This window comes from Pantoea rwandensis (assembly GCF_002095475.1).
Taxonomy (GTDB): domain Bacteria; phylum Pseudomonadota; class Gammaproteobacteria; order Enterobacterales; family Enterobacteriaceae; genus Pantoea; species Pantoea rwandensis.
Genome location: NZ_MLFR01000006.1, coordinates 147325 through 172232, shown reverse-complemented (window position 1 = coordinate 172232; position 24908 = coordinate 147325). Strand labels below are relative to the sequence as shown.

At 52.7% G+C, this 24908-nt stretch carries 22 protein-coding genes and 2 pseudogenes; 13 read left to right on the top strand and 11 right to left on the bottom strand.

What is annotated here, in order from left to right:
- Positions 1-355 precede the first annotated feature (355 nt).
- Positions 356-1816 carry an MDR family MFS transporter gene (locus HA51_RS09250; protein ID WP_084934244.1) on the bottom strand — a complete coding sequence of 487 codons (1461 nt, stop codon included), beginning with the start codon at positions 1814-1816 and terminating at the stop codon, positions 356-358.
- A gap of 383 nt (positions 1817-2199) precedes the next feature.
- Here HA51_RS09250 and HA51_RS09245 point away from each other — a divergent pair, with 383 nt between their 5' ends.
- From HA51_RS09245 to osmV, 4 genes are read left to right on the top strand one after another with little or no spacing between them, the layout of a single operon-like run.
- Positions 2200-2916 carry an ABC transporter permease gene (locus HA51_RS09245; RefSeq protein WP_084934243.1) on the top strand — a complete coding sequence of 239 codons (717 nt, stop codon included), beginning with the start codon at positions 2200-2202 and terminating at the stop codon, positions 2914-2916.
- Positions 2917-2932: 16 nt separating this feature from the next.
- Positions 2933-3859, top strand: a complete 927-nt coding sequence (locus tag HA51_RS09240) for a glycine betaine ABC transporter substrate-binding protein (RefSeq protein WP_084934242.1) — start codon at positions 2933-2935, stop codon at positions 3857-3859.
- Between the two features lie 9 nt (positions 3860-3868).
- On the top strand, positions 3869-4516 hold the full coding sequence (osmW, locus tag HA51_RS09235) for an osmoprotectant ABC transporter permease OsmW (protein WP_084934241.1): 648 nt from the start codon (positions 3869-3871) through the stop codon (positions 4514-4516).
- Complete coding sequence (gene osmV, locus HA51_RS09230; protein WP_084934240.1) at positions 4516-5652, top strand: osmoprotectant ABC transporter ATP-binding protein OsmV; 1137 nt, start codon at positions 4516-4518, stop codon at positions 5650-5652. Before osmW ends, osmV begins: the two co-directional genes overlap by 1 nt.
- Positions 5653-5901: 249 nt before the next feature.
- Here osmV and HA51_RS09225 read toward each other — a convergent pair whose 3' ends face one another.
- From HA51_RS09225 to HA51_RS09210, 4 genes and pseudogenes are all read right to left on the bottom strand, one after another.
- A complete protein-coding gene (locus HA51_RS09225) occupies positions 5902-7272 on the bottom strand; it encodes a nucleobase:cation symporter-2 family protein (RefSeq protein ID WP_084934239.1) in 1371 nt (456 codons plus the stop codon).
- 176 nt (positions 7273-7448) lie between these two features.
- Positions 7449-8153, bottom strand: a complete 705-nt coding sequence (gene bioD / locus HA51_RS09220; protein WP_084934238.1) for a dethiobiotin synthase — start codon at positions 8151-8153, stop codon at positions 7449-7451.
- 105 nt (positions 8154-8258) lie between these two features.
- Entirely contained in the window at positions 8259-9476 is a 1218-nt protein-coding gene (mlc, locus tag HA51_RS09215; protein WP_084934237.1) for a sugar metabolism global transcriptional regulator Mlc, read from the bottom strand.
- A gap of 134 nt (positions 9477-9610) precedes the next feature.
- Positions 9611-10506 (bottom strand): annotated as a pseudogene (locus HA51_RS09210) (LysR family transcriptional regulator).
- 94 nt (positions 10507-10600) lie between these two features.
- Between HA51_RS09210 and HA51_RS09205 the strand changes: the two are divergent.
- From HA51_RS09205 to HA51_RS09195, 3 genes and pseudogenes are all read left to right on the top strand, one after another.
- Positions 10601-11857: an MFS transporter gene (locus HA51_RS09205; RefSeq protein WP_084934236.1), complete on the top strand. Its 1257-nt coding sequence runs from the start codon at positions 10601-10603 to the stop codon at positions 11855-11857.
- 165 nt (positions 11858-12022) lie between these two features.
- Positions 12023-12279: pseudogene (locus HA51_RS09200) on the top strand (hypothetical protein).
- Positions 12280-12643: 364 nt separating this feature from the next.
- Positions 12644-13828, top strand: a complete 1185-nt coding sequence (locus HA51_RS09195; protein ID WP_084934235.1) for a sugar transporter — start codon at positions 12644-12646, stop codon at positions 13826-13828.
- A 59-nt stretch (positions 13829-13887) separates the two neighbouring features.
- On the opposite strand, the gene bhsA is transcribed toward HA51_RS09195, so the two are convergent.
- Positions 13888-14145, bottom strand: coding sequence for a multiple stress resistance protein BhsA (gene bhsA, locus HA51_RS09190; protein ID WP_084934234.1), 258 nt, complete (start codon positions 14143-14145; stop codon positions 13888-13890).
- Positions 14146-14438: 293 nt separating this feature from the next.
- Here bhsA and HA51_RS09185 point away from each other — a divergent pair, with 293 nt between their 5' ends.
- Positions 14439-15092, top strand: a complete 654-nt coding sequence (locus HA51_RS09185) for a TetR/AcrR family transcriptional regulator (protein WP_084934233.1) — start codon at positions 14439-14441, stop codon at positions 15090-15092.
- A gap of 43 nt (positions 15093-15135) precedes the next feature.
- Here HA51_RS09185 and rhaM read toward each other — a convergent pair whose 3' ends face one another.
- From rhaM to rhaB, 4 genes are read right to left on the bottom strand one after another with little or no spacing between them, the layout of a single operon-like run.
- A complete protein-coding gene (gene rhaM, locus HA51_RS09180) occupies positions 15136-15450 on the bottom strand; it encodes an L-rhamnose mutarotase (RefSeq protein ID WP_084934232.1) in 315 nt (104 codons plus the stop codon).
- Positions 15440-16282: a rhamnulose-1-phosphate aldolase gene (rhaD, locus tag HA51_RS09175; protein WP_084934231.1), complete on the bottom strand. Its 843-nt coding sequence runs from the start codon at positions 16280-16282 to the stop codon at positions 15440-15442. The genes rhaM and rhaD overlap by 11 nt, the downstream gene beginning before the upstream one ends.
- 10 nt (positions 16283-16292) lie before the next feature.
- Positions 16293-17549 (bottom strand): L-rhamnose isomerase, encoded by a 1257-nt coding sequence (locus HA51_RS09170; protein WP_084934230.1) that lies wholly within the window; start codon positions 17547-17549, stop codon positions 16293-16295.
- The gene (gene rhaB, locus HA51_RS09165) at positions 17533-19014 is read right to left on the bottom strand and encodes a rhamnulokinase (RefSeq protein WP_084934229.1); all 1482 of its coding nucleotides are present in this window, start codon (positions 19012-19014) and stop codon (positions 17533-17535) included. Before rhaB ends, HA51_RS09170 begins: the two co-directional genes overlap by 17 nt.
- Before the next feature lie 287 nt (positions 19015-19301).
- On the opposite strand from rhaB, the gene rhaS reads away from it, so the two are divergent.
- Entirely contained in the window at positions 19302-20123 is an 822-nt protein-coding gene (gene rhaS, locus HA51_RS09155; RefSeq protein ID WP_084934227.1) for an HTH-type transcriptional activator RhaS, read from the top strand.
- Between the two features lie 14 nt (positions 20124-20137).
- Positions 20138-21004 carry an HTH-type transcriptional activator RhaR gene (rhaR, locus tag HA51_RS09150; protein WP_084934226.1) on the top strand — a complete coding sequence of 289 codons (867 nt, stop codon included), beginning with the start codon at positions 20138-20140 and terminating at the stop codon, positions 21002-21004.
- A gap of 29 nt (positions 21005-21033) precedes the next feature.
- On the opposite strand, the gene rhaT is transcribed toward rhaR, so the two are convergent.
- Positions 21034-22068, bottom strand: a complete 1035-nt coding sequence (gene rhaT / locus HA51_RS09145; protein ID WP_084934225.1) for an L-rhamnose/proton symporter RhaT — start codon at positions 22066-22068, stop codon at positions 21034-21036.
- Between the two features lie 366 nt (positions 22069-22434).
- On the opposite strand from rhaT, the gene HA51_RS09140 reads away from it, so the two are divergent.
- From HA51_RS09140 to aldA, 3 genes are all read left to right on the top strand, one after another.
- Positions 22435-22758, top strand: coding sequence for a hypothetical protein (locus HA51_RS09140; RefSeq protein WP_084934224.1), 324 nt, complete (start codon positions 22435-22437; stop codon positions 22756-22758).
- Positions 22759-22772: 14 nt separating this feature from the next.
- Entirely contained in the window at positions 22773-22871 is a 99-nt protein-coding gene (locus HA51_RS26915; protein WP_139810660.1) for a YoaK family small membrane protein, read from the top strand.
- A gap of 199 nt (positions 22872-23070) precedes the next feature.
- Positions 23071-24507 (top strand): aldehyde dehydrogenase, encoded by a 1437-nt coding sequence (gene aldA / locus HA51_RS09135; RefSeq protein ID WP_084934223.1) that lies wholly within the window; start codon positions 23071-23073, stop codon positions 24505-24507.
- Positions 24508-24908: the final 401 nt, after the last annotated feature.

Sequence of the window (24908 nt, the reverse complement as noted above, 5' to 3'; positions counted from 1 at the left end):
ACCGGCTCCTGGCACAACGTCTCCGCCTCAGCGCTGCGAATAGCCCGTTGCAGCATCAGAGGCGCTGTGGCCTCAGACACGGTGCCCTTTGTGGCAGAAAAAGCGCTATCGCCTTAGCAATTTTGCCCTTTGTAGCAGTAAAAACGCTATCGTCTGAGTCATCGCGTCCTTTGTAGCGGTAAAAACGCTATCGCCTGAGTCATCGTGCCATCTCCAGAGCGGCATCAGACTGCGTTATCACCTGTACCGCCACGCCAGCCCCTGAGCGGCACCAGACTGCGTTATCACCTGTACCGCCACGCCAGCCCCTGAGCGGCACCAGACTGCGGTATCACCCAATGCTTAACTGACTTTTCTAATCAGCTTCCGGCCGCTGGCGGGGCATTAACCACGCAATCCACAGTGTCAGCATCGCTATCAGCAGCGCGACCACAAACACCCAATGTAACGAGGTGGCAATCTGCCCAGTCCAGTTATGCAGAGTGTCTTCTGGCAATGCCTGTCGGCTTTCATGCGACATAATTTTCTGCATCGGATCGTCTGCCTGCGGCAATCGCAGCGCAAGGTTGAAATTCAGCACCGCCCCCATTAACGCGGTGCCAATCGCCGACCCCAGCATGCGGCTAAACATAATCGATGCGGTGCAGATACCCCGGATTTCATAATGTGCGTGATTCTGAACCGAGACCAAAAAGGTGGTGCTGGTCATGCCCATACCGGTACCAATGACGAAAGCGGTTAATCCCGCCTGCATAATTGAACTGTCGGTACGCAACAGCAGCAACAGCGCACTTCCGGCTATCAGCAGAAATGCACCAAGCTGGGCGGTGAAACGATAGGATGTCACCAACATCAATCTGCCGCTCAACGTACTGGCCAGTGGCCAGCCAATCGACATCATCGCCAGTGCACTGCCCGCTTGTAGGGGGGTTCCGCCCGTAATCCCCTGAATCCACGTTGGCAAAAAGGCGCTGATGCCCATCATGGTGGCGCCAATAATCAGATTGCCGGCGTTACCCGCAACAATTAACCGACTACGCCAGATGGCGAGAGGAAACAGCGGCGCTGCGGCTCGCTGTTCATGTTGTTTCAGCTGCCATCCGGCCAGCAACGCCAATAACAGGAAAGCCAGCAGCCAGTAACCCAGGGCATCGGCCTGTAATAACGCGACCAGCAATGCCGTGACACAAATCATCAGCCAACAGCTGCCGGTAAGATTAAGTGTGGCCCCTTTATGGTGTTCGCGGCCCGGTAAAAAACGCGCCAGCAGCAACATGGAAAACAAACCAATCGGCACGTTAACCCAAAAAATAACTGACCAATTGAAGTGCTGCACCAACCAAGCGCCACTCAGCGGCCCAATGATCGCCGCAACGCCCCACACACTTGAGAGCCAGCCCTGAACGCTGGCACGTTCACGTGGTGAATAGATATCAGCAACAATGGTCGTGGTGAGAGGCATAATCGCGCCTGCGCCCAATCCCTGAAACGCGCGGAACAAAATTAACCACGTCATGGTGTGAGCAAAACCGCACAGGATTGAACCGAGAAGAAACAGGGACACACCAATGAAAAATAGCCGTTTGCGTCCCCACATATCTGCCAGGCGACCATAAAGCGGCACGCTCACCGCTTGCGTCAGCAAATAGATGGAGAAGACCCAGCCGAACTGCGCAAATCCGCCGAGTTCAGCAATGATTGTGGGCATAGCGGTAGCGACGATAGTGACTTCAATCGCCGCCATAAACATGGCTAACATGCAGGCGATGAGGATCCAGAGGCGATGTTCCGTGTTCAATTCAGCAGTTTCAGTCATACGTTTCCCTTTTTTTCTTCAAGGCTAGCTGATTTTCTATCAGATGAGTTTCCTCTGCGTGCGCCAGTTTGTGACGCCGTCACCTATTTCGATGAAAATTTTTTATTGTTAGGTAATGCCTTATTTCATGCGGGTTAAGCCGGAATTCTACCCTTTTCTATCTGTCTGATTTTGCCGTAAAAACTGGCGTTTCACACTGAGCATTGCTATAGCTTTTAGAACCACTTTCCAGTTATTCACTGAGAAAGTCGTCGCAAAGAGTCATTTTATCTGCAATTTGCCAGGGTGAAGGATTTTCGTATGCGTGTTAACCAACTTTACGCCGCCCCCCTGAGAATGACACCACGATACCAAACGAATTTTCGAATCAGGGAGACACTCGCATGCAACATGCATCGCCCGTCCGCCGAGTCGGGTTAGCACTGCTCGCTATTGTAGTGGTGATTGCCCTGCTGGTGTGGGGAATCGGGCTGAATACGCTACGTGATCGTAAAGAGGACCTGATTTACCTCGGTCAACAGCATATGTTTTTAGTTTTCTGGTCAATGTTCTTCGCGCTACTGGTGGGGATTCCCAGCGGCATTTTGCTCAGCCGTCCTTTCGCCCGTCGTTGGGCTGAGTATGTGATGCAGATCTTCAACGTCGGCAACACGCTGCCTCCTCTGGCAGTCTTGGCACTGGCGATGGTGATCATCGGCATTGGCGATCGTCCCGCGTTGATTGCATTGTTCCTCGCCTCGTTGCTTCCTATTGTGCGTAATACCTTTGCCGGTTTGAGTGCGGTACCGCCGTCGCTGATTGAAGCCGCCAATGGTATCGGCATGACCAAGTTTCAGCGCTTACTGCAGGTGGAAATTCCTAATGCGTTGCCGGTGATTCTGGCTGGTGTGCGCATTGCGACCGCCATCAATGTGGGGACCGCACCACTGGCGTTCTTGATTGGTGCCAGCAGTTTCGGCGAGCTGATCTTCCCCGGCATTTACCTCAATGACTTCCCGACGCTGATCCTCGGCGCGGTGGCAACGGCCTTATTTGCGTTGATTCTCGACATGCTGTTAGCAGCATTGGGACGTTTCCTCAGCCCGCACTCTGCGGCTTAACACAAGGAACTCAGTGATGGGCAAGATGCACACTTTAACGCGTTGGGCTAAACACACCGCATTAGCGTTAGCCGCTACGCTGGCGATCGGCCAAACTGCGGCTGCGGCGACACCGATTGTGTTGGCCACCAAGAGCTTTACCGAGCAACACATCCTTTCCGCGATGACCGTGATGTGGTTACAGAAAAAAGGTTTTCAGGTGGTGCCTAAAACCAATATCGCCACCACCATTGGCCGCAACGCGATGATCAATAAACAGATTGATATGACGTGGGAATATACCGGTACTTCACTGATTATCTTCAATCACATCAATAAGCCAATGTCCTCTGAGGATGCCTATAAAACGGTTAAACAGTTGGATGCGAAACTGGGCCTGGTTTGGCTTGATCCTGCGCCGATGAACAACACCTACGCCTTTGCGATGCAGCGCTCCCGTGCGGAAAAAGAGGGCATCAGTACCATGTCGCAGTTGGTTGCCAAACTCGAAGAAGTCCGCAAAAACGACCCTGACCATAACTGGAAATTGGGTCTCGACCTGGAGTTTGCAGGTCGTTCTGATGGTCTAAAGCCGCTGCAGAAAACTTACAACATGCCGCTGGACCGCCCGCAGATTCGTCAGATGGACCCTGGTTTGGTGTATAACGCGGTGCGTGATGGTTTTGTCGATGCAGGCTTGATTTATACCACCGACGGTCGCGTCAAAGGCTTTGAACTCAAAGTATTGGACGACGATAAGCACTTCTTCCCAAGTTACAACGTCACACCTGTCGTGCGTAAAGATGTGCTGGAGAGTCATCCAGGACTGGATGCGGCACTCAATCAACTCTCTCCGTTAATCACTAACGAGGCGATTACCGAGATGAATAAGCGTGTCGATATCGATCACCAGTCGCCTGAGCAAGTGGCACGTGATTTCCTTAAATCCAAAAATATGCTGTAAGGAGGCGTCATGGACACTTTGCATTACATCATGAGTAACTGGCACACCCTGATGGCGCTGACCTGGCAGCATACCTGGCTGGTATTGGTGGCCGTAGGATTCGCGATAGTCGTTGGCGTGCCGTTGGGCATTTTAATTGTGCGCTTTAAATGGCTGGCAACACCGGTGCTTGGCATCGCGACCATCGTGCTGACCATTCCCACCATCGCGCTGTTTGGCCTGATGATTCCGCTGTTCTCGATGATCGGTCAGGGTATTGGCGCCCTGCCCGCCATTTGTGCCGTCTTTCTCTACTCATTACTGCCGATTGTGCGCAATACCCATACGGCATTGGAAAACCTGTCACCCGGATTGCGTGAAGCCGGCCGCGGTATCGGCATGACCTTCTGGCAGCGACTGCGTTGGGTTGAAATTCCAATGGCTTTGCCGGTGATCTTCGGCGGGATTCGTACTGCCGTGGTGATGAACGTAGGCGTGATGGCGATTGCCGCAGTGATTGGTGCTGGCGGTTTAGGTCTGCAACTGCTGGACGGTATTAGCGGTAGTGATGTGCGTATGTTGATTGCCGGTGCACTGATGATTTGTTTATTAGCGATTGTGCTTGATTGGCTACTGCACCGTTTGCAGTCAGCGCTGACTCCTAAGGGGATTCGATAATGATAAAGCTAGAAAACCTGACGAAAACCTTTACCCAAAAGAACGGCACCAGTTTTAACGCTGTCGACAACGTTAGCCTTGAAGTGCCTGCTGGCGAGATGTGTGTGCTGCTCGGCCCTTCTGGTTGTGGCAAAACCACCACCTTGAAGATGATTAACCGTTTGATCCCCGCCAGCAGCGGCAAGATTTTGATCAATGGCGAAGATACCAGCGGACAAGATACCGTTACGCTGCGTCGTAATATTGGTTACGTGATTCAGCAGATCGGTCTTTTCCCTAATATGACCATCGAAGAAAATATCACCGTGGTGCCGCGCATGTTGGGTTGGGATAAGAAGCGTTGTCGCGAGCGCGCTACCGAACTGATGAGCATGGTGGCGCTGGATCCGACTAAATTTCTTCATCGCTATCCGCGTGAGATGTCAGGTGGGCAACAGCAGCGTATCGGCGTGATTCGCGCCTTGGCGGCGGATCCACCGGTGTTGTTGATGGATGAGCCTTTCGGCGCCGTCGACCCAATCAACCGCGAAGTGATTCAGAACGAGTTTCTGGAAATGCAGCGGCAGTTGAAGAAGACAGTCATGCTGGTAAGCCACGATATTGATGAAGCGCTAAAGCTAGGTGACCGCATTGCCGTGTTTGGTCAGGGCAAGATAGTGCAGTGCGCCAGCCCGGATGAGTTGCTGGCAAAACCCGCCAACGACTTTGTCGGTTCGTTTGTCGGCCAGGACCGCACCTTGAAACGCCTGCTGTTGGTGCAAGCGGGCGATGTCACCGATCAGCAGCCAACCATCACCGTGCAACGCAGCACGCCTCTGCTTGACGCCTTCGCGACCATGGATGACAACGATATGCGCTCTGTAACCGTGGTCGATGAAGATGGGAAGCCCTTGGGCTTTGTCAAACGCCGTGAAGCGCGTGGCGCCACAGGCCGCTGCGAGGAGATGCTGCATACTTTTAAGGTCACGGGTAAGGCAGAAGAGAATCTGCGTGTAGTGCTATCCAAGCTATATGAGCACAACACCGTCTGGATGCCTATCGTGGATGAGGAAGGACGCTACAGCGGTGAGATTTCGCAGGACTATATCGCGGACTATCTCAGTTCAGGACGCACGCGTCGTCGATTGAATCCATAACCCATCGCACGATGGCTGAAACTTGAGGTAATTTGCACAACAGCCCGAATGCAGATAAACCGCACAATAGATGAAACGTTGGAAGAGGCGGCAGAGGAGTAAAGCATCCTGCGCCAGGGATGGCGCGGGCCGAGCCCCAGAGAGGGTTTACGGCGTCTTTACGATCTGCCGCCTCTTTCGACGTACGCACCGACTCACAGCCAGCGGTTTTTGTTCTCTACCTCTTCCAACGCTCGCACCGACTCACCATCAGTGGTTTTCATTCACCGCATTGATCACCCGCTCATCACCCCGTTCCGATGGCAGCACAATATTCAATATCATAGCCAGAATGCCGCCAGTGGTGACAGCATGACCAAACAGGTTACTCACCAGCAGTGGGAACTGCTTCAGCACGTCAGGCACTGCCTCCACGCCCAAACCAATGCCAAAAGAGACTGCGACGATCAACATTTCGCGGCGTCCCAGCGGCGATTGCGTCATCACGCGGATACCCGCCGCCACTACACTGCCAAACATCACCAACGTTGCTCCCCCTAACACGGGTGACGGAATCTGCTGTAACAGATTTCCTACCACGGGGAACACCCCGAGCAGCACCAGAATCACCCCAATCACCATGCCAACGTAACGACTGGCGACGCCGGTCATCTGAATGACGCCATTGTTTTGCGCAAAAGTCGTGTTGGGAAATGCAGAGAACATAGAAGCCAGCAAGCAACTCACGCCATCGGCAAGAATGCCGCCTTGTAACCGTCGCTGGAAATTCTCCCCTTCGATGGGTTGTTGTGAGATCAGACAGTTGGCCGTTAAATCGCCGACGGCTTCAATCACACAAATCACCGACACCAGCGCAATCGGCACGAAGATGCTCCAGTCAAAATCAAAACCGAAGCGGAAAAATGAGGGCAGAACTAACCAACTGCTATGGGCGACGGATTTAATCGGCATATGGCCGGTCAGTGCTGCCGCCGTGCAGCCCACGACGATACCGGCCACCACCGCCACCAGCCGAGTCCAGCGATTGTGGGAGCGGTTAAGCACAATTATCACCAGCAGTGTCAGCGCGCCCAGCGCTAAATTGCCAGGTGCGCCAAAGTCAGTGGCATTATGGCCACCTGCCCAATCGGTGATACTGACTTTAATTAAGCTGATACCGATCAGTGAAATGACGGTACCGGTCACCACGGGCGTCAGCACTTTTCGCAATGATGCGGCACAGCGGCTTATCAGCATCGGAATAAAGGCAGCGACCATATTACAGCCCATGATCATTGCCATAACCTCTTCCGGTGAACCCCCACGGGCTTTCACCATCAATCCGCCAGACAAAATAACGCCAAGGAACGCAAAACTGGTGCCCTGCAGACAAATCATGCCCGCGCCGATGCCCATAAAACGGCGAGCCTGTAAGAACGTACCCAAGCCGGAAACCAGCAACGACATGCTAATGAGATAAGGAATGTAGGTCTGCAATCCCAACACTGAACCAATGATTAATGGCGGCGTGATAATGCCCACCACACTCGCCAGTACATGCTGGAGAGCAGCGAAAAATGCAGGCACTGGACCAATGCGGGCTTCTAGCCCATATAACAAACCTTTTTGAGATGGCGACATACAGATGCTCCGACAGATTATTCATCAGTGATGCTGATGCATGAATCACGCCATTGCGTCGTTAAGATCAAGAGTTGGTATGTAAAAATATGATTAATAAATGATTTATTAGTAATGCAGGCGAAGCTGAATCCGAACCATTAGATTCAGCCATGCACCATTTGCATCACTTTGTTTCATAAAGCTGCAGGTTTTGCACTCTGAGCGTGCGGTGTAGGTTCATTCAGTAAGGAGATATCCAGATACCCGCTGAGGTCCCGCTGTTCTGCGCGCGGGAGATAAGGCAATTCGCCGAGCAGCGGCGCCGCGAGTTTTTCACGCAGAACATCAATAATTTCAGCGTAATGCGCCAGCCCTGGATTGATGCGGTTTGCCACCCAACCAACAAAGGGCAATCCGTCGCGAGCGATCGCGTCCGCGGTTAATAAAGCATGGCTGATGCAGCCCTCCTTTATACCGACCACTAAAACGATCGGCAGTTTCTCCTGTTGAACCCACTGCGAGAAAGGCTGCAAATCATTCATCAAGCTGCGCCAACCGCCCGTCCCTTCAACAACCACGCGGGCAGCGCATTCCTGCAAGGTATGCAGACCACGACTCAACAAGGGATAATCAATGCGTACCCCCGGACTGGTACTGATTTCGTCCTCTTCTAACGTGATCGGATTCACTGCGTGATAAGCCAACTCCAGACCGGAAGCCTGTTGTAACAGCAAGGCATCTTTATTACGCAGTCCGTCAGGTGTAGGTTGCGCGCTCTTAGCCACAGGCTTGTAGCCTGCAGCACAAAGGTCTGCCTTGGCAAAACACTGCAACAACGCGCGTGACACAACGGTTTTACCCACCGCGGTGTCGGTACCGGTGACAAAGATTGTTTTCACCTTCTTCCTCCTTCAATAAAGCGATGTGTAAGCTGTGAAGAAGGCAGTTTAAGGAAATGTAACTCGTGGCAGATTGCGTTAGCGCAAACTTAAGGCGAGCTGGGGTTATCCTTGCAACAGTTTTACCAGTAAATGGCCGCTATAGAGGGAATCTTTGATTAACGCCGCAGCACCATGTGTACCGGGATCGCTCAAACTGGTTGGCGTTAACTGAATTTCATGACTGTAGGCTGGGAGTGCCTGCTGGCGAATCGTGCTGCTCACGGCAGGAAACAGCACCTCTGCAGCCTGATTGAGCGGAGAACCAATAAGAATTTGTTGTGGGTTAAAGATATTCACCATCATCGCCAACATGCGTCCCACATGATGACCCACACCAGCGATCACATCGCGAGCCAGTCTGTCACCCTGCAGTGCCGCTTCACATAAACTGGCGATAGTCAGAGGGGCCTGATGAAGCAGGCTATCCGGTTGCGAGGGTAAACGCTGAGCAGCCAGTTGCAGCAAACTACCGGTGCTGGCTACGGTCTCCAGACAGCCATGATTACCGCAATAACACTGCTGCCCGTAAGGATCGATTTGTGTATGGCCGATTTCAACCAGCGCGCGCCCACGTTTATGTAATAGCTGCCCACCGCTAATGACGCCGGCTCCCACCGTTTCATCGATGACAATCTGAATGACATCTTGCGCCCCACGGGAAGCACCAAACAGCGCTTCTGCCAGCGTCCAGGCGGAAATATCGTGCTGAACAAACACCGGCAAGCCGGTCAGCGTAGAGAGTGTTTCTCCGAGTGGCATCTCTTGCACGTCATAGCCCGGCATACGATGTACCACCCCGGTCGCCGCATTAATCAGCCCGGGCAGCGTGATGGCAATCGCGGTTAAGCGTTCAAGTTTGTTTTGATGACGAATGAAAAAGTCATTGACCATATCCTGCAAGGTCTTCAACAGCGGCTGGTCTGAACTGGCTGGCAATGGCAGACGATCTTCCTGCAACGCGCGGCTGCTGAGATCGCGTAACGTTAGGGTGATCTGCCCTGGTTGAATACGCATGGCAAGATAGTGCCAAGCTAAGGTATCAAGCACCAGGCCGATCGCCGGCCGTCCGCGACTGCCCGGCTCTTGGAATTCGGTTTCCTGAACCAAGTGCGCTTCCAGCATTTCACGCACGATTTTGGTGATACTGGCGGGCGCCAGTTGGGCACGTTTAGAGAGCTCAATACGTGAAATCGGGCCGTAATGATCAATCAGTCGATAAACCACACCTGCGTTGGTCTGTTTTATTTGGTCAATATGGCCAGGCTGACTGTCCAGATTCACGCCTTCTCCCGGTTATTTTCGCGCTTCTAAATAAACAGCAGCTATGGTGATGCAGATTGGCAGGTAGCGTCAAATATTTGATTAGAAATGTGATTTATCGCACATAAAGTGGCTGCCATTGTTCGCCTGTTGATTTAAATCTCCGCACTGCGCAGCATCAACTGCATCATATTACGCATTTGAGCGCTGGGTTCGCGCACCGCAGACCAGACTAACCAAACTTCAGAAATCGCATCACTCTCCTGTAACGGAACCCAAACCACGTCGGCAAGCCGCGCACGTCGAAACGAGGCGGGTAGGATCGACACACCGAGGCCCGTCGCCACCAAGCCGAGAATGGTCATCGCTTCTCCGACTTCCTGAGTAATAAAGGGTTTGATTTGATAACGGTGTAACAACGCCAAGGTTTCGCTATACAGCGCGGTGCCGCCTTGCGGATCAAAAAATACAAAAGGTTCGTTGGCGAGCGCCTGAATGGAAATTGACTCCGCATCGGCAAGGGGATGCGCCCAGTGAACTAAGGCGCAAAGGGGTTCACGCAGCAGCACACGGTGTTGCAAATCGCTGGGCAGCGGTGTGTTACGCATCACGCCTAAATCAAGCGACCTTCATGCAGCGGTGCTAACTGCTGTCGCGTGTTGTTCTCTTGCATCTGAATGTGGACTTCAGGCCAGCGCTGACGGAACTGGTAAAGCGCATCAGAAACCAAACCGGTAAACGGGGCGGAGGAGGTAAAACCAATGCGCAACTCACCTTCCTGTCCGCTATGTACGCGTGCAGCACGCCCCGCGGCTTGTTCGACTTGGAGCAGAATCGCACGCGCATCTTGTAAAAACAGCTGCCCAGCAGGCGTGAGCTGCACGCTGCGATTGGTTCGGGTAAACAGCTGAGCACCGATTTCGTGCTCAAGTTGTAGAATTTGCTGGCTCAGCGGCGGCTGCGAAATATTCAGGCGCTGCGCCGCTCGGCCAAAATGCAGCTCTTCCGCCACGGCAATGAAATAGCGTAAGTGGCGCAACTCAATATTCATACTTTAAACGTCTTATTTGAGATTATTAATATATTGTACAACCTATTCTCACTTTCCTACAGTGAACAGACTGATTCTATAGAGAGGATTTTCCGTGAGTCGCTCTTCCCAGGCTGTGATACTTGATGAAGACGAGTTGTCCGCCAAGCCTGCTTCAACTGTAACCCCTTCAGAATGGATTGAACGCGGATCGCCGCAGTTTATGCGTGTTACGCTGGCCCTGTTTTCCGCCGGGTTAGCCACCTTCGCATTGCTGTACTGTGTACAACCGATTTTACCCGTGCTTTCCCAACAATTTGGCGTATCACCCGCTGAAAGCAGTATTTCGTTATCTCTTTCAACGGGATTGATGGCGCTGGGATTGTTGTTCACAGGCCCGCTCTCCGATGCTATTGGCCGCAAATCCGTGATGGTAACGGCATTGATGCTCGCGGCCATCTGCACACTCATCTCTGCCATGATGACCAGTTGGCAAGGCATTTTGCTGATGCGCGCCCTGATTGGCCTGTCGCTCAGCGGCGTGGCAGCGGTCGGCATGACCTACCTCAGTGAGGAGATCCATCCGCGTGTGATTGCTTTTTCAATGGGTCTTTACATCAGTGGTAATTCCATTGGTGGCATGAGCGGACGATTATTGACGGGGGTACTGACGGATTTCTTCTCATGGCGGATTGCCATTGGTGTTATCGGCTGTTTCTCCCTGGCAGGTGCATTGATGTTCTGGAAAATATTGCCTGCGTCTCGCCATTTCCGTCCAGCTTCATTGCGACCTCGTAGTTTAGTCATCAATTTCCGCCTGCACTGGCGGGATAAAGGCCTGCCTTTCCTGTTTGCTGAAGGGTTCCTGTTGATGGGCGCGTTCGTGACGCTGTTTAACTACATCGGCTATCGCTTACTCAGTGCACCTTGGTCATTAAGTCAGGCGGTGGTGGGCTTGCTTTCAGTGGTTTATCTGACCGGGTCGTGGAGTTCACCTAAAGCCGGCGCGATGACCAGCCGTTTCGGACGGGGCCCGGTGATGATTGGGGCGACAGCCATTATGTTGGCAGGCTTGCTGCTCACCGTTGCGAATTCCCTTTGGGTGATTATGCCCGGCATGATGCTGTTTACCGCCGGTTTCTTCGCTGCACATTCGGTAGCCAGTGGCTGGATTGGACCTCGTGCTCGTCGCGCAAAAGGCCAGGCCTCGTCACTTTACCTGTTCAGTTATTACGTAGGTTCCAGCGTGGCAGGAACCTTAGGCGGCGTCTTCTGGCACAATTACGGCTGGATGGGCGTGACCGCTTTTATCAGCGTATTGCTTGTACTGGCATTAATTGTCGGCTGGCGTTTACAGTGCCGTAAACTGTAATACCTTTCATCTATTCTCGGGGGCCAGTCGGCCCCTCTGCTCACCAAAGCTCATAAAATCGGGCGGCCCATCAGTTCCACATAAAACAAAGCGGAAATTCGCCGCTATAATTCGTTCTATTCCAACAATAGTTAGACTTTTTTTTCACAGCAATGAGGGCGTTAGATGGAACTCTATTATTATGTCGATAAGCAAGCAGGCTATAACGACAACCATGTGGTACATGCAACGGGCTGCCCATTCCTCCCTTCTGATGGTGCGCGGCGCTTTCTCGGCACTTTTTACACCGCAACAGCCGCGATTCAACAAGCGAGAAAATTCTATAACAGCGCGTTAGGGTGTGAACATTGCTGCCCGGTATCGGTAAAAAAAACCTGACCACTCAGAATAGCGTGGCGCTAAAACACATGGTGAGACTCTGATAATACTGGTCTAACATTGGCGTAGCGCTTTAGGAGTGTCGTTAAGCACGGCTGTCACATCGTTCTAATAAAGAAACAGTCGGCTTAATTATCGCTGGATCTTAATGCGTTACGCTGAGTTTGATTAAGCCTTGCTAAGATCGTCAGTGAGCCACTCAGTGGCTACAGCCGAGACAGCAAGAAATGACAATAACCTCAGGCTATTAACTCAGAGGTTAGCGATAAAAAATATTCAGTAATAAAAACCCTATTAACGGTTTTCATCCGCTCACTAATGCTCCACAATAGCGTCAATTTGTGACTCAGGTCACCTTAACGGGTGTATTTTATCCCCCTCACTCGCCGTCAAATCGATTTGAACTCCATGCAATCAACCACCGTCTCACGTAAAACAGCTTGGCTACGCGTCGTCTTGCTGGCTATTGCCGCTTTTGTCTTCAATACCACAGAGTTTGTGCCCGTCGGACTATTGTCAGATATCGCAGCCAGTTACGGCATGAAAACCGCAGATGTCGGCATCATGTTAACCATTTATGCCTGGGTCGTCGCACTGCTGTCCCTGCCGCTGATGTTGCTAACACGTAACATCGAACGGCGGCTACTGCTGGCGGTGCTCTTCATCCTGTTTATAGTTAGCCATGTGCTCTCGTCCGTTGCGTGGGACTTCACTTCACTGGTCATTTCCCGCATCGGTATTGCGCTGGCACATGCCGTGTTCTGGTCCATTACCGCATCGCTGGCCATTCGTGTCGCCCCTGCGGGTAAGAAAACGCAGGCATTGAGCATGCTGGCAACCGGTACCGCGCTGGCCATGGTGTTGGGGGTACCAATCGGTCGTATTGTTGGGCAGTATCTCGGGTGGCGCACCACCTTCGGCATGATTGGCTTATCTGCCTTGGTCTTGTTAGTGCTGTTGATTCGCGTTTTGCCGCGTTTGCCCAGTGAGCATACCGGTTCACTGAGCAGCGTACCGATGTTGTTTCGGAGACCCGCATTGGTCGCCATGTACATTCTGGTCACCGTTGTCGTTACCGCTCACTACACCGCTTATAGCTATATCGAACCCTTTATGCAGGTGGTGGCGAACGCCGATGAGAATTTCACCACACTACTGCTGCTGCTCTTTGGGTCTGCCGGTATTATCGGCAGCGTGTTGTTTAGCACCTTGGGCAATAAATTCCCTTCGGCTATGCTTGTGACGGCCATCGCCATTATCACGCTGAGTATGGGCCTGCTGGTCTTTGCCGCTGTGCGCCCAGCCGCGATCACCCTGCTATGCATTTTGTGGGGAATGGCGATGATGATGATTGGTCTGGCCATGCAGGTGCGCGTGCTGTCTCTGGCACCCGACGCCACTGATGTTGCGATGTCTCTATTTTCAGGGATTTACAATATTGGGATTGGAGCGGGAGCCCTGTTGGGTAATCAGGTCAGCTCGCACATGAAAATGTCAGATGTGGGTAACGTGGGTGGATTGATTGGTTTAGCCGCTCTGTTCTGGTGCATCACCATTTTTCGCCGCTATCCCCAATTACGTTCGAACGGTTAACGTCCTATAACCAGGGGCACACTCAGTGCGCCCCTGCGCCTTTCAATGCGCATCGGTCATTAGTTATAAATTACCGCTGTGCCATTTAGCTTGTTGTTGCCAGAGGTCGAAGTGATGCGGAACGACTTTGCTCCGGCAGCATTCGCCTTTTCCGATAGCTGGTTCTCCAAAGATGTCAGATTGGTGCTACCCGATGCGCTAATCACGCCAATTTGTTGCTGGTTCAGCGGGGCCTGATTGACTAAATCGGCAGCCATGCTACCAAACGCGATGGAAGATAGTGCGACAGCGGCCAGTGTCATTTTGATGCTTTTCATGATCGTCTCTCTTATGCAGATGAAATGGGTCGGTCGAATTAAGTTAACAACCGTTAATTAAATGCTAACGCCGAGATGGCCTGTTCGTCAATCATTTTATTAACGATCATTATTTTAATTGGAAGTGGCGTGATTATGGGCTTCGCAGCCCTTTTCAACTTATCCATTTGAGTGCATGCCCTACGCCAAGGCACAAACGGCTAAAGTGTCTTAAACGAAAAATCCGCCGCGCTTGCATCTTTATTTAATGATCGGTAATTTAATTGCATGTTTTACACACAGTGAGGTGCGCTATGACGGAAGTCACTGACACACTAAATCGTAAATCGCGTGGACGACCAAAAGTGTTCGACCGTGAGGATGCGCTAGATAAAGCATTGATGCTGTTTTGGGCGCATGGTTACGAAGGGACATCGCTGTCTGATTTGGTGGAAGCCACGGGCGCGAAAGCACCGACGCTTTATGCTGAATTTGAGAACAAAGAGGGATTGTTCCGTGCCGCAATGCAACGGTATATCGAGACCTTCAGCGCACAACGTAACGCGGTACTTGATGATGAATCGCGCGATGTAAAAAGTGCTATCGAGGCTTATTTCCGCGCCACCGCAGCCTGTTTTACCGAATGCGATAAGCCTGCTGGCTGTTTCTTTATCTGTACATCAAGTGCGCTGTCATCCGGTTCAGAAGAGATCGCGCACATGCTTGCGCAACAGCATCATGCTCAGGAACGGGCATTAAAGCAGTTTCTTGAATTGCGACAGCAACGGGGGGAACTACCCCAATGCGCAGACAGTGCAACATTAGCCAGTTTTTTAGCCTGCCTGTTGCAAGGAATGTCAGTGCGAGCCCGTGAAGGTGCCACACGGGATGATCTCGATGGGATTGTTAATACACAGATGGCAATCTGGCCAGCATTGGCTGGGTATTGTGAACTGAACAAAGGTTAAAGTTGGGCGCACGCTCTCCGTGCGCCCCGCTTCTCATTCGGCATTACGCCATGTAAAACATGGGTTTCAAGGCGGCACTCACTGGGCTGTTATCCGCATTTGACGGCATCAGGTCTTTCATTGATGCCCACCAGCGCTGGCAGACTTCCGTTTTTGCCACCGCCTCCCAACGTGCTTCCGATTCAATTTCTACGCTGGCGAACAGCAAATTGCGTTCAGCATCCAGCCAAATCGCGTAATTCCGCGCGCCATGGGATTTTAACGTTTCCGCCAATTCTGGCCAGATGGGCGAGTGCCGACGCAAGTACTCATCATGGCAATCCGCATGCACTTGCATCACAAAGGCTTTACGCAACATCACTACGCTCCGCTTGCAGCGCCGCAGGCCAGGGTTTCACGCCAAAACGTTCTCCCAACGCCACCAGCTGGTCAGTAGTGATACTTTGACGAATACCGCCCATCGACAAGGCTTTCACCACGACTTCCGAGGATTTCTCAGCGGTATCGATCAGACCGAAGGTTTCATCCAGGTTTGGACCTGCACCAAATATTCCGTGGAATGGCCACATCACCAAGCTGTGTGAAGCCATGGCATCGGCGGTCGCCTGACCAATCTGGTCGGTGCCCGGGACCATCCAAGGCAGGATGCCAACACCATCCGGGAATACCACCAGGCACTCGGTGCTTCCTTCCCAAAGCAGGCGGGTGAAACGGGCGGAATCTAAATTCACCACATAACTCAGCGCCATAAAGTTGGTGGCATGGCAGTGCATGATTACCCGGTCTACGCCATTTGAAACCTGTTTGCGGACGCTGTGAGACTGGAAATGGGCAGCCAGCTCAGAAGTGGGCAAACCGCCATTGCTCAGGCCCCAATGAATTTTATAGGACAGCCCTTTGTCATCCACTTGCAACAGTGCCAGACAATCCGCTGGGTCGAGCTGAACATTACGGAAAAACTTGCCCGAACCCGTGACTAAAAACCAATCATTTGCCAGTGCCGGAGCGGGTTTCGTCAGTTCAATACAACGGGGTTCGGCGTAAAAATCGGCCGACCAGGCCTGTGCCTCTTCCGGCAGCAGCCGCAAACTGACATTACCGCCGTTACGTTCATCCCAGCCTTTCAACCACATATCGCTGGTCGCTTTGACCATGCCCTGAACAAAGGTGGAGGAGAGAATATTTTGCATGCTGTTTCCCTTAACGTAGACGCAGTGTTTGTTGTTCATAATGACGGACGTCGCTCAACCAGCTGGCATCAGCGGGCACATCATGGCGCAAGCACCAGGCCTCCCACACCGCCTGCCAGGGCAGTGATTTCTGTTCTTCTAACAGTGCCAGGCGGGCGGTGTAGTCCCCTTCCAGCTCAAGCTTGCGCAGTTGGTCGCTGGGTTCAAGCAATGCCCGCAGTAGTGCTTTCTTGGCGTTACGCGTCCCGATGACCCAAGCGGCAATACGGTTGATGGAGGCATCAAAGAAGTCCAATCCGATATGGACTTTGTTGAACAGTTTGTGACGCGCGATTTCATTGGCGATAGCCTGCGTTTCATCATCCAGCAACACCACGTGATCGCTGTCCCAACGTACTGGACGGCTGACATGCAGCAGCAGGCGTGGCACATAAAGCATGGCGGTAGAGATTTTGTCGGAGATGACTTCGGTTGGATGGAAATGCCCGGCATCCAGCGTCAGTGCTGTTTGACGGCTGGCGGCATAGCCGAGGCAAAATTCATTGGAACCCACGGTGTAGCTCTCGGCCCCGATACCAAAAAGTTTGCTCTCTACCGCGTCGATATGATGACTGGCATCGAGTTTTTCACTGATGACTTCATCCAATGCGCTGGCCAGGCGCTCACGCGGTGCCAGACGATCAATGGTGATGTCTTTCATGCCATCTGGCACCCAGATATTCATCACCGATGGCGTGCCCAGTTGTTCACCAAAATGCGCCGAGATACGACGGCTAGCCTTGCAATGGTCGATCCAGAATTGACGAATGCCTTTGTCTACGTGTGACAGCGTAAAACCGTCTGCGCTCAGCGGATGAGAGAAGCAGCTTGGGTTAAAGTCCAGCCCCAGCTTGTGGGTTTTAGCCCACTCTACCCAGTTGCTGAAGTGCTTGGGTTCAATGGCGTCTCGTTCCACCGGGGTGTCGCTTTCCAGATAGATGGCATGCAGATTCAGGCGTTTTGCGCCAGGAATCAGCGACATCGCTTTCTCAATATCAGCACGCAACTCATCGGCGTTACGCGCCCGACCGGGATAGTTACCGGTGGCTTGAATCCCCCCCGTCAGTTCGCCGTTAGGGTTTTCAAAACCGCGGACATCGTCTCCCTGCCAACAGTGCATCGACACGGGAATCCCATCCAGTTGCGCCATAACCTGCTCAACGTCGATACCTGATGCCGCGTAGCGTTGTTTTGCCAGTTCATAGGCCTGTTCAATCAGCTTTGTCATAAGCAAGTTCCTTAGCGGGTTGGCTCAGCGCTGCAAAACGTGCCTGATGGGCCGCAAAGACGCTGGAGCAGTGAGGTTCAAATGTGGTTAATGGAAAATTTTGGCTAATGCAGCGACGCAAATCGGCCACATCACGCAGTTCACCTAACGCAATCAGCTGGCATCCGACATTCCCGAGCGTTGAAGCTTCAATCGGCCCGGCTAAAACGGGTAGCTGGCAGGCATCGGCACATAACTGATTTAAAAGTGGATTTTGACTGCCCCCACCCACCACGTGCAGTTGGCGTAAGGGTACGTTACGCAATTGGCTGAGCTCGCCGAGTACCTGCCGATACAGCAGTGCCAGGCTATCGAAGATAGTTCGGGCCAGTGCTGCAGGGGTTTGCGGGATGGGCATATGCTGTTCAGCACAGGCATTTTGAATCTCCTGCACCATACTGGTCGGATTGATAAAACGGTGGTGATTAGGGTTGATCAGGGCCAGGCATGCGGGCTGCTGCTGCGCTTCAGCGATCAGCGTACAAAGGTCGGTAATATGCAGTTCGTCACACACACGCTGAAGCAGCCACAATCCCATGATGTTCTTGAGTACCCGATAGCCTTCTGCTCCCCCTTCATTGGTGATATTGGCGTTAAGCGCAGCACGGCTGGTGCAAGGTTGCAGACTCTCAATGCCCATGAGTGACCAGGTCCCGGAACTGAGATATGCAGCATCATCGTTCATCAATGGGGTGGCGAGAACCGCACTGGCGGTGTCATGAGTCGCCACGGCAACAACGGGAATGGCGTTTCCACGGCTGTTTATCCACTCTCCCACTTTGTTGCCTGGCGCTGAGGGTTTGCCAAACCAGGCGGCGTCCACGCCAGCCCAGCTGAGCAGATCTTTATCCCATTCACCGGTTTCGATGTTGAGCAACTGCGTGGTCGTGGCGTTGGTGTACTCCCAATTCATCTTTCCTGTCAGGCGATAGTGCAGGTAGTCCGGAATCATCAGTACATGTTTGACCTGCGCTTGCCAGCCAGGCTGTTGCTGGTGTAGCGCGCGTAACTGATAGAGTGTATTGAAGGGCAGAAACTGGATGCCGGTGCGCTGATAAATCGCCTCTTTCCCCAACTCATCTATCGCTTGCGCCATCTGACCCTCGGTGCGCTTGTCGCGATAACTTACGGCCTCACCGACACGCTCACCCTTGGCATCCAACAGCACCAGATCAACGCCCCAGGTATCAATGCCAATACTGTCTGGCACCACGCCTTCTTCATCCAACTGCGCCAGTCCAGCCCGGATCGCCTGCTCCAACGCATCAAGATCCCAGCAGTCGTAACCGGCCCGGCGCACACGTTGATTGGGAAAGCGACACACTTCTCGCAGGCTAATGTGCTGGCTGGCTGAGGTCCATTGCGCAAGCATCACGCGTCCGCTGGATGCGCCTAAATCAATGGCAACAATGTTACGCATACTCATAGCGTTTCTTCCTGTGATGAGATGCTTCTAGACTATAAATCCCTAGACGCGACGACCTTCCCCTTACTGCCAGCGCGTGAAAGTGCTGGCAGACTGGCAAAGATGATCGTGAGAAAGCTCACAGAACTGTATTGGGATAGAGTTGTGAGCTTTACCGCATTTCTATCAATCACTTGGCTAATCTTGAATAAATCGCCATTTTCCTGTGCTGGAGGGTTCAAAATTCAAGGTAAGGTGCGGTCCGCCTGCGTAGACTCGGTTGCAAAGTTGTTAATGAGAGGCGCATCATGACCGTTTTGCACAGTGCTGATTTCTTTCCGGAAGGAAACTACGCGATTGCGATTGAGCCACGCGTGCCGCAACAGGCGTTTCCCGAACATCATCATGATTTCCATGAAATTGTGTTGGTCGAGCAAGGGTCTGGCATCCATGTTTTTAACGGTCAGCCACAGACGTTATGTGCAGGCTGTGTATGCTTTGTGCGCGACCACGATCGCCATCTTTACGAGCAAACCGATAATCTTTGCCTGACCAATGTGCTGTATCGCAGTCCGGCCGCTTTTCGCTTTCTGTCTGGTTTACAGTCGCTGTTACCGGGTGATGAAGATGGCAACTATGCTTCGCACTGGCGTATCAACCAGAGAGTGATGGCGCAGGCGCTACAGATCGTGACGCAGATGAAACAGCAGGATGTTTGGTCACTCGAGCGCCAGGCGCATCAGGAGCAACTGTTTTTACAACTGTTAGTGCTATTGCGCCAAGCCAGTCACAACGATCACGCCCAGGATCAGGAAGCACGGCTGCATCGGTTGCTCGACTGGCTTAATGAACACTACAGTGAAGACATTGCGTGGGAGGCACTGGCAGATCGTTTTTCACTCTCGCTACGCACGCTGCATCGCCAAATGAAGCAGCAAACGGGCAATACGCCTCAGCGTTATCTGAATCGGCTACGTTTGCTGCAGGCACGGCATTTATTGCGTCATAGTGATATGCGTATAACGGACATCGCCTATCAGTGTGGATTTGGTGACAGTAACCACTTTTCCACGCTGTTCCGGCGGGAATTTGGCTGCGCGCCCCGAGCGGAGCGCCAGCAGATGATGTAACTGGAGCCACTCTCATGTCGCTGATTTTGACGCGCGAAGACTATTTCCCGGCCACCAATCTACCGATTGCTGTGGCCGAACGTATGCCACAACCCTCCTTTCCGCCGCATCGCCATGAATTTAGTGAGATTGTGATCGTATGGCGTGGCAATGGTTTGCACGTGCTGAACGATCGCCCTTGGCTAATTACCTGTGGCGATGTGTTTTATATCCGCGACAATGACTGCCACAGTTACGACAGCGTGAATGATTTGGCCCTCGATAATATTCTTTACTGTCGCGATCGCTTTCACTTGAGCCTGGACTGGAGCCAACTGCTGCCGCCCGAAGATGCTGATGCGCCGGGCTGTTGGCGCCTCACCACGCGCGGCATGGCATTGGCGCGCGGCGTGATTAGCCAGTTGGAGCGGGAAAGTCGCAAAAGTGATTCGTTGTCGATTCAACTCTCCGAAGCGCTTTTTCTACAGTTGGCGCTGATACTGCGCCGGCACGGCTATGCTGCTGACCGACCATGGGCGCTGCCGGAAGGAGAACAGCTCGATTTATTGATGTCTGCCTTACAGGGCGCGTTAAACCGACCCTTCGACCTGGCGACGTTTTGCCAGCAAAACCAACTCAGTGAGCGCGCGCTAAAGCACCTTTTTCGCCAGCAAACCGGCATGACGGTGGGCCACTATTTACGTCAGTTACAGTTATGCCAGGCAAAGTATTTACTGCGTACTCAGGATTGTTTAATCAGTGAAGTGGCCGCACGCTGTGGCTTTGATGACAGTAACTATTTTTCAGTGGTCTTTACGCGGGATACGGGGTTGACGCCGAGTGCGTGGCGCCAACGTTTTCTGCCACAGAGAGAACCCCTCTCTGACAGGGAAAAAGCCTGACGCACCGTGCGCCAGGCGGGTTGTTTTTGTTAGTTAGCCATGCCTAAGCCAACAATGTTGGCCGCGATGATAATCACCACACACCCCAGCGACAGTACTCGCACTGGCCGTTGCCCTGCGGATTTCCACTCTTTGAGAATCAAGCCCACCAAGCCCCCACACAGCACATACAGGCTCATGTGTAGCATCCAGCTAACGAAATCATACTGCGGCGGGATTTTCGCGTGGCCCCAAGCGTAGAAGAAGAACTGTAAATACCACATCGTTCCGCCCAGCACAGCGAAAGCCACGTTAGCGATGAGCATCGGTTTTGCCACAGAAAAGTCGCGACGAATCGAGAGCTCAGGTTTCACCGCCAAACGGATAAAACAGAAGGCGAGGTTAACCAGTGCGCCACCGCCCATGATCACCACATAACTTGGCAGGGCCACATACAGCGGGTTAATCCCCAGATTCGCTGCCGCTTCATGCATTGGTTTCGCCGCATCCATGGCAAACGACATACCGGCAGAGAAAATGCCACAGAGCACCGCCAGCACCAGTCCTTTCTTCAGGTTAAACTCTTCGGCGTTAATACCGAGGGCGCGCTCTTTTAACAAACCGGCACGCGAGACAATCGCGACCCCCACCAACGCCACCAGCACACCTAACAGGGTCATCCGGCCACCCGGCGAGCTGAACAGCTCAACGAAGCGGCCTTGTAACAGCGGCGTCATCAGCGTTCCAACCACCAGCGTAATCCCGATGGCAATACCGATGCCCATCGACATCCCGAGATAGCGCATGGTCAGGCCATAGTTGATGTTGCCTATGCCCCACATGGCACCAAACAGAAACACCGGCAACAGCTGTGAAGCACTAAAACTGCCGTAGTAGGCCCAGAAGTTGGGGAGCAGCACCGCGCTCACCGCCCAAGGCAGGATCAGCCACGACATCAAGCCGCCCACTGACCACATTGTTTCCCATGACCACTTTTTTACCTGCTTAAACGGAGCATAAAAACATGCGGCACTGGCGGCACCCACCAGATGCCAGAAAATACCGGCAAGAATGGCACTGTTCATTGTTATTCCTTCGTAAGGTTGAGGCCCACAGGAAACGGACAGTCTCCCGATTACTGGCAGTCTACGGCGTGCTGCTTTTCATCAGCCTTTGAATGGCTGCCGGAAAGCGCAAAGGGCTGGCAAAATCAGGCGGGTTTTCAACATGAGGATCACAAATTCGCTTTTGCAGGCGTTACACCGGTTATTTTTTATAAGTCGCTTATTATTCTAGATATTTTTAATTTTTGTTGTGTTGATCAACACAGTTTTTGACTGACTGCCAACATGCTGAGTAACATGGCACTCACACAAAGCCACCCGGTTTGTTTGCATCAGGCGCGCTAAATTCGTTTAACGCCGGAAAAATCATCGGAACGAAGGATTGAGATGAATACCAAAAGGCTGACGCTATTGCTGTCACAGCCCGTGAGTCGCGTAATGTTGGATGACATTCGCGCCATCGTACCGCCGCAGGCGTTGAACGTTTTCATCAATGGATTGGATGAGGATCGTTATGCCACGCTCGACTGTATTCAGAGTGAAGAGACCTGCGCCTTACTGGCATCCGCGATTGTGGTGTGGCGTCAACTCGGGCACGTCCACCGTATTCATTATCAGAAAGGTGAGCATCTGCGGCAGGTGGATGATGCAACGCAGTTTCAACTGTTTAGTATGATGAAAACACACCGCGCTATTGTTCAACTCGCTTAACACTCAGGATCATTATGAAAATCGGAATACTTTTCCCTATTGCCATTATTATTGCTGGCGTCAGTTTCCTTGCCTGGTTTGTTGCCAGCGGCGCGGCAATGCCCGGTTCCTGACTTTTCAGAACAATACCTTAGCTGTGCTAACCCGCTGAATGCGCGGCATTTCGCCAGGAATGCTGCGTTCAGCGTGCGGTTCTTCCCTTCTCTGCCACCCCGGCATCTGCATTGGCAATGACAAAAAGGTGCTACACCTTGATCTGTTTCACTCTGCATTTCACACAAAGTTAACGAAACCGATCGCGGAGCCCTACAGATGACAACACACCATCAACATTATATTAATGGCGCGTTTGTGGCCGATCAGCATGACAAGTGGATTGAGGTGATCAATCCCGCGACTGAAGCGCTGCTGTCACGTATACCAGAAGGCACCAAGCACGATGCAGCACAGGCGATTGCCGCCGCCGAAGCGGCACAGCCAGGATGGGAAGCCCTGCCTGCCATCGAGCGTGGAAACTGGTTACGTAAGATCGCAGCAGGTATTCGCCATCATGAGTCAGAGCTTACCGCCACGATTGTGGCAGAAGGCGGTAAAACACAGGGGCTGGCGCAAACCGAGGTGCTGTTTACGGCCGATTACCTGGAATATATGGCGGAGTGGGCGCGTCGTTATGAAGGCGAAATCGTTAACAGCGATCGCCCGAATGAAAATATTTTCGTGTTTAAGAAAGCCATTGGCGTCACGACCGGCATACTGCCCTGGAATTTCCCCTTCTTCCTGATTGCGCGTAAAGCCGCCCCGGCACTGGTGACCGGTAATACTATCGCCATCAAACCCAGCGAATTAACACCCAATAATGCCGCCATTTTTGCGCAGATCATTCATGAAATCGGTCTGCCTAAAGGGGTGATCAACTTTGTGTATGGCTATGGCCCGGAAGTGGGACAAGAATTGGCAGCTAACCCTGCGGTGGGCCTGGTCAGCCTGACCGGCAGCGTCGGTGCCGGTATCGCCACCATGCAAGCAGCCGCCAAGAATGTCACGAAAGTGTCGCTGGAACTGGGCGGTAAAGCGCCGGCCATTGTCATGGATGACGCTGACTTGGATCTGGCCGTGAAGGCGATCGTGAGCTCTCGTGTCATCAACACCGGGCAAGTCTGCAACTGTGCCGAACGTGTTTATGTCCAAGAAGGCATTTATGACCGTTTCATCACTGCCCTTACAGCGGCGATGAAGCAAGTGAAGTTCGGTAATCCGGCTGAACAAACCGATATTGATATGGGGCCTCTTATCACCGAAGCGGCACTAGGACGCGTAGAGAAGAAAGTCGCCAACGCCGTGGCTGAGGGTGGCACAGTGGTACTGGGCGGTAAACGTGTTGGTAATCAAGGCTTCTACTTTGAACCCACGATTATCACGGGTGTACGTCAGGAGATGGAGATCATGCAGGAGGAGATCTTTGGCCCAGTGTTACCAGTGATGGCGTTCAAAACGCTGGACGAGGCCATCGAATTGGCCAACGACTGCGAATATGGCCTGACCTCATCGATTTATACTCAGAATCTCAACACCGCAATGATTGCCTTGCGTAAGCTGAAGTTTGGCGAGACTTACGTTAACCGTGAGAATTTCGAGGCGATGCAAGGATTCCATGCAGGATGGCGTAAGTCGGGCGTTGGCGGTGCCGATGGCCGTCATGGGCTGGAAGAGTACCTGCAAACACATGTGGCGTATTTGCAGTTTTCGTAAAATCGAACCGTTGCGAGTTTGTAAGGCCGCCATATAGGGCTTAGCGTCTGCTCTTTAATGTCCTGTTCCAGTAAGGCTGTCATTTTAAGGAGTGGCAGCCTTTTCTTTTACGCGATTCAGTGCGGGCCACAGCACCTCTGCCGCTGCCGGGCCGTCCTCGCGCCGCTGCGCGGTGCCTTCGGCTGCAACGTCGTGCCGGACGACCGTTCGGGTAAGGCCATCCAGGCCAACCCGAACTGCCTGTCGCATCCATGCGACAGGCTCCTGGCACAACGTCTCCGCCTCAGCGCTGCGAATAGCCCGTTGCAGCAGCAGAGGCGCTGTGGCCTCAGACATTGTGCCCTTTGTGGCATTAAAAGCGCTATCGCCTGAGCCATCGAGCCCTTTCCAACAGCGTAGAC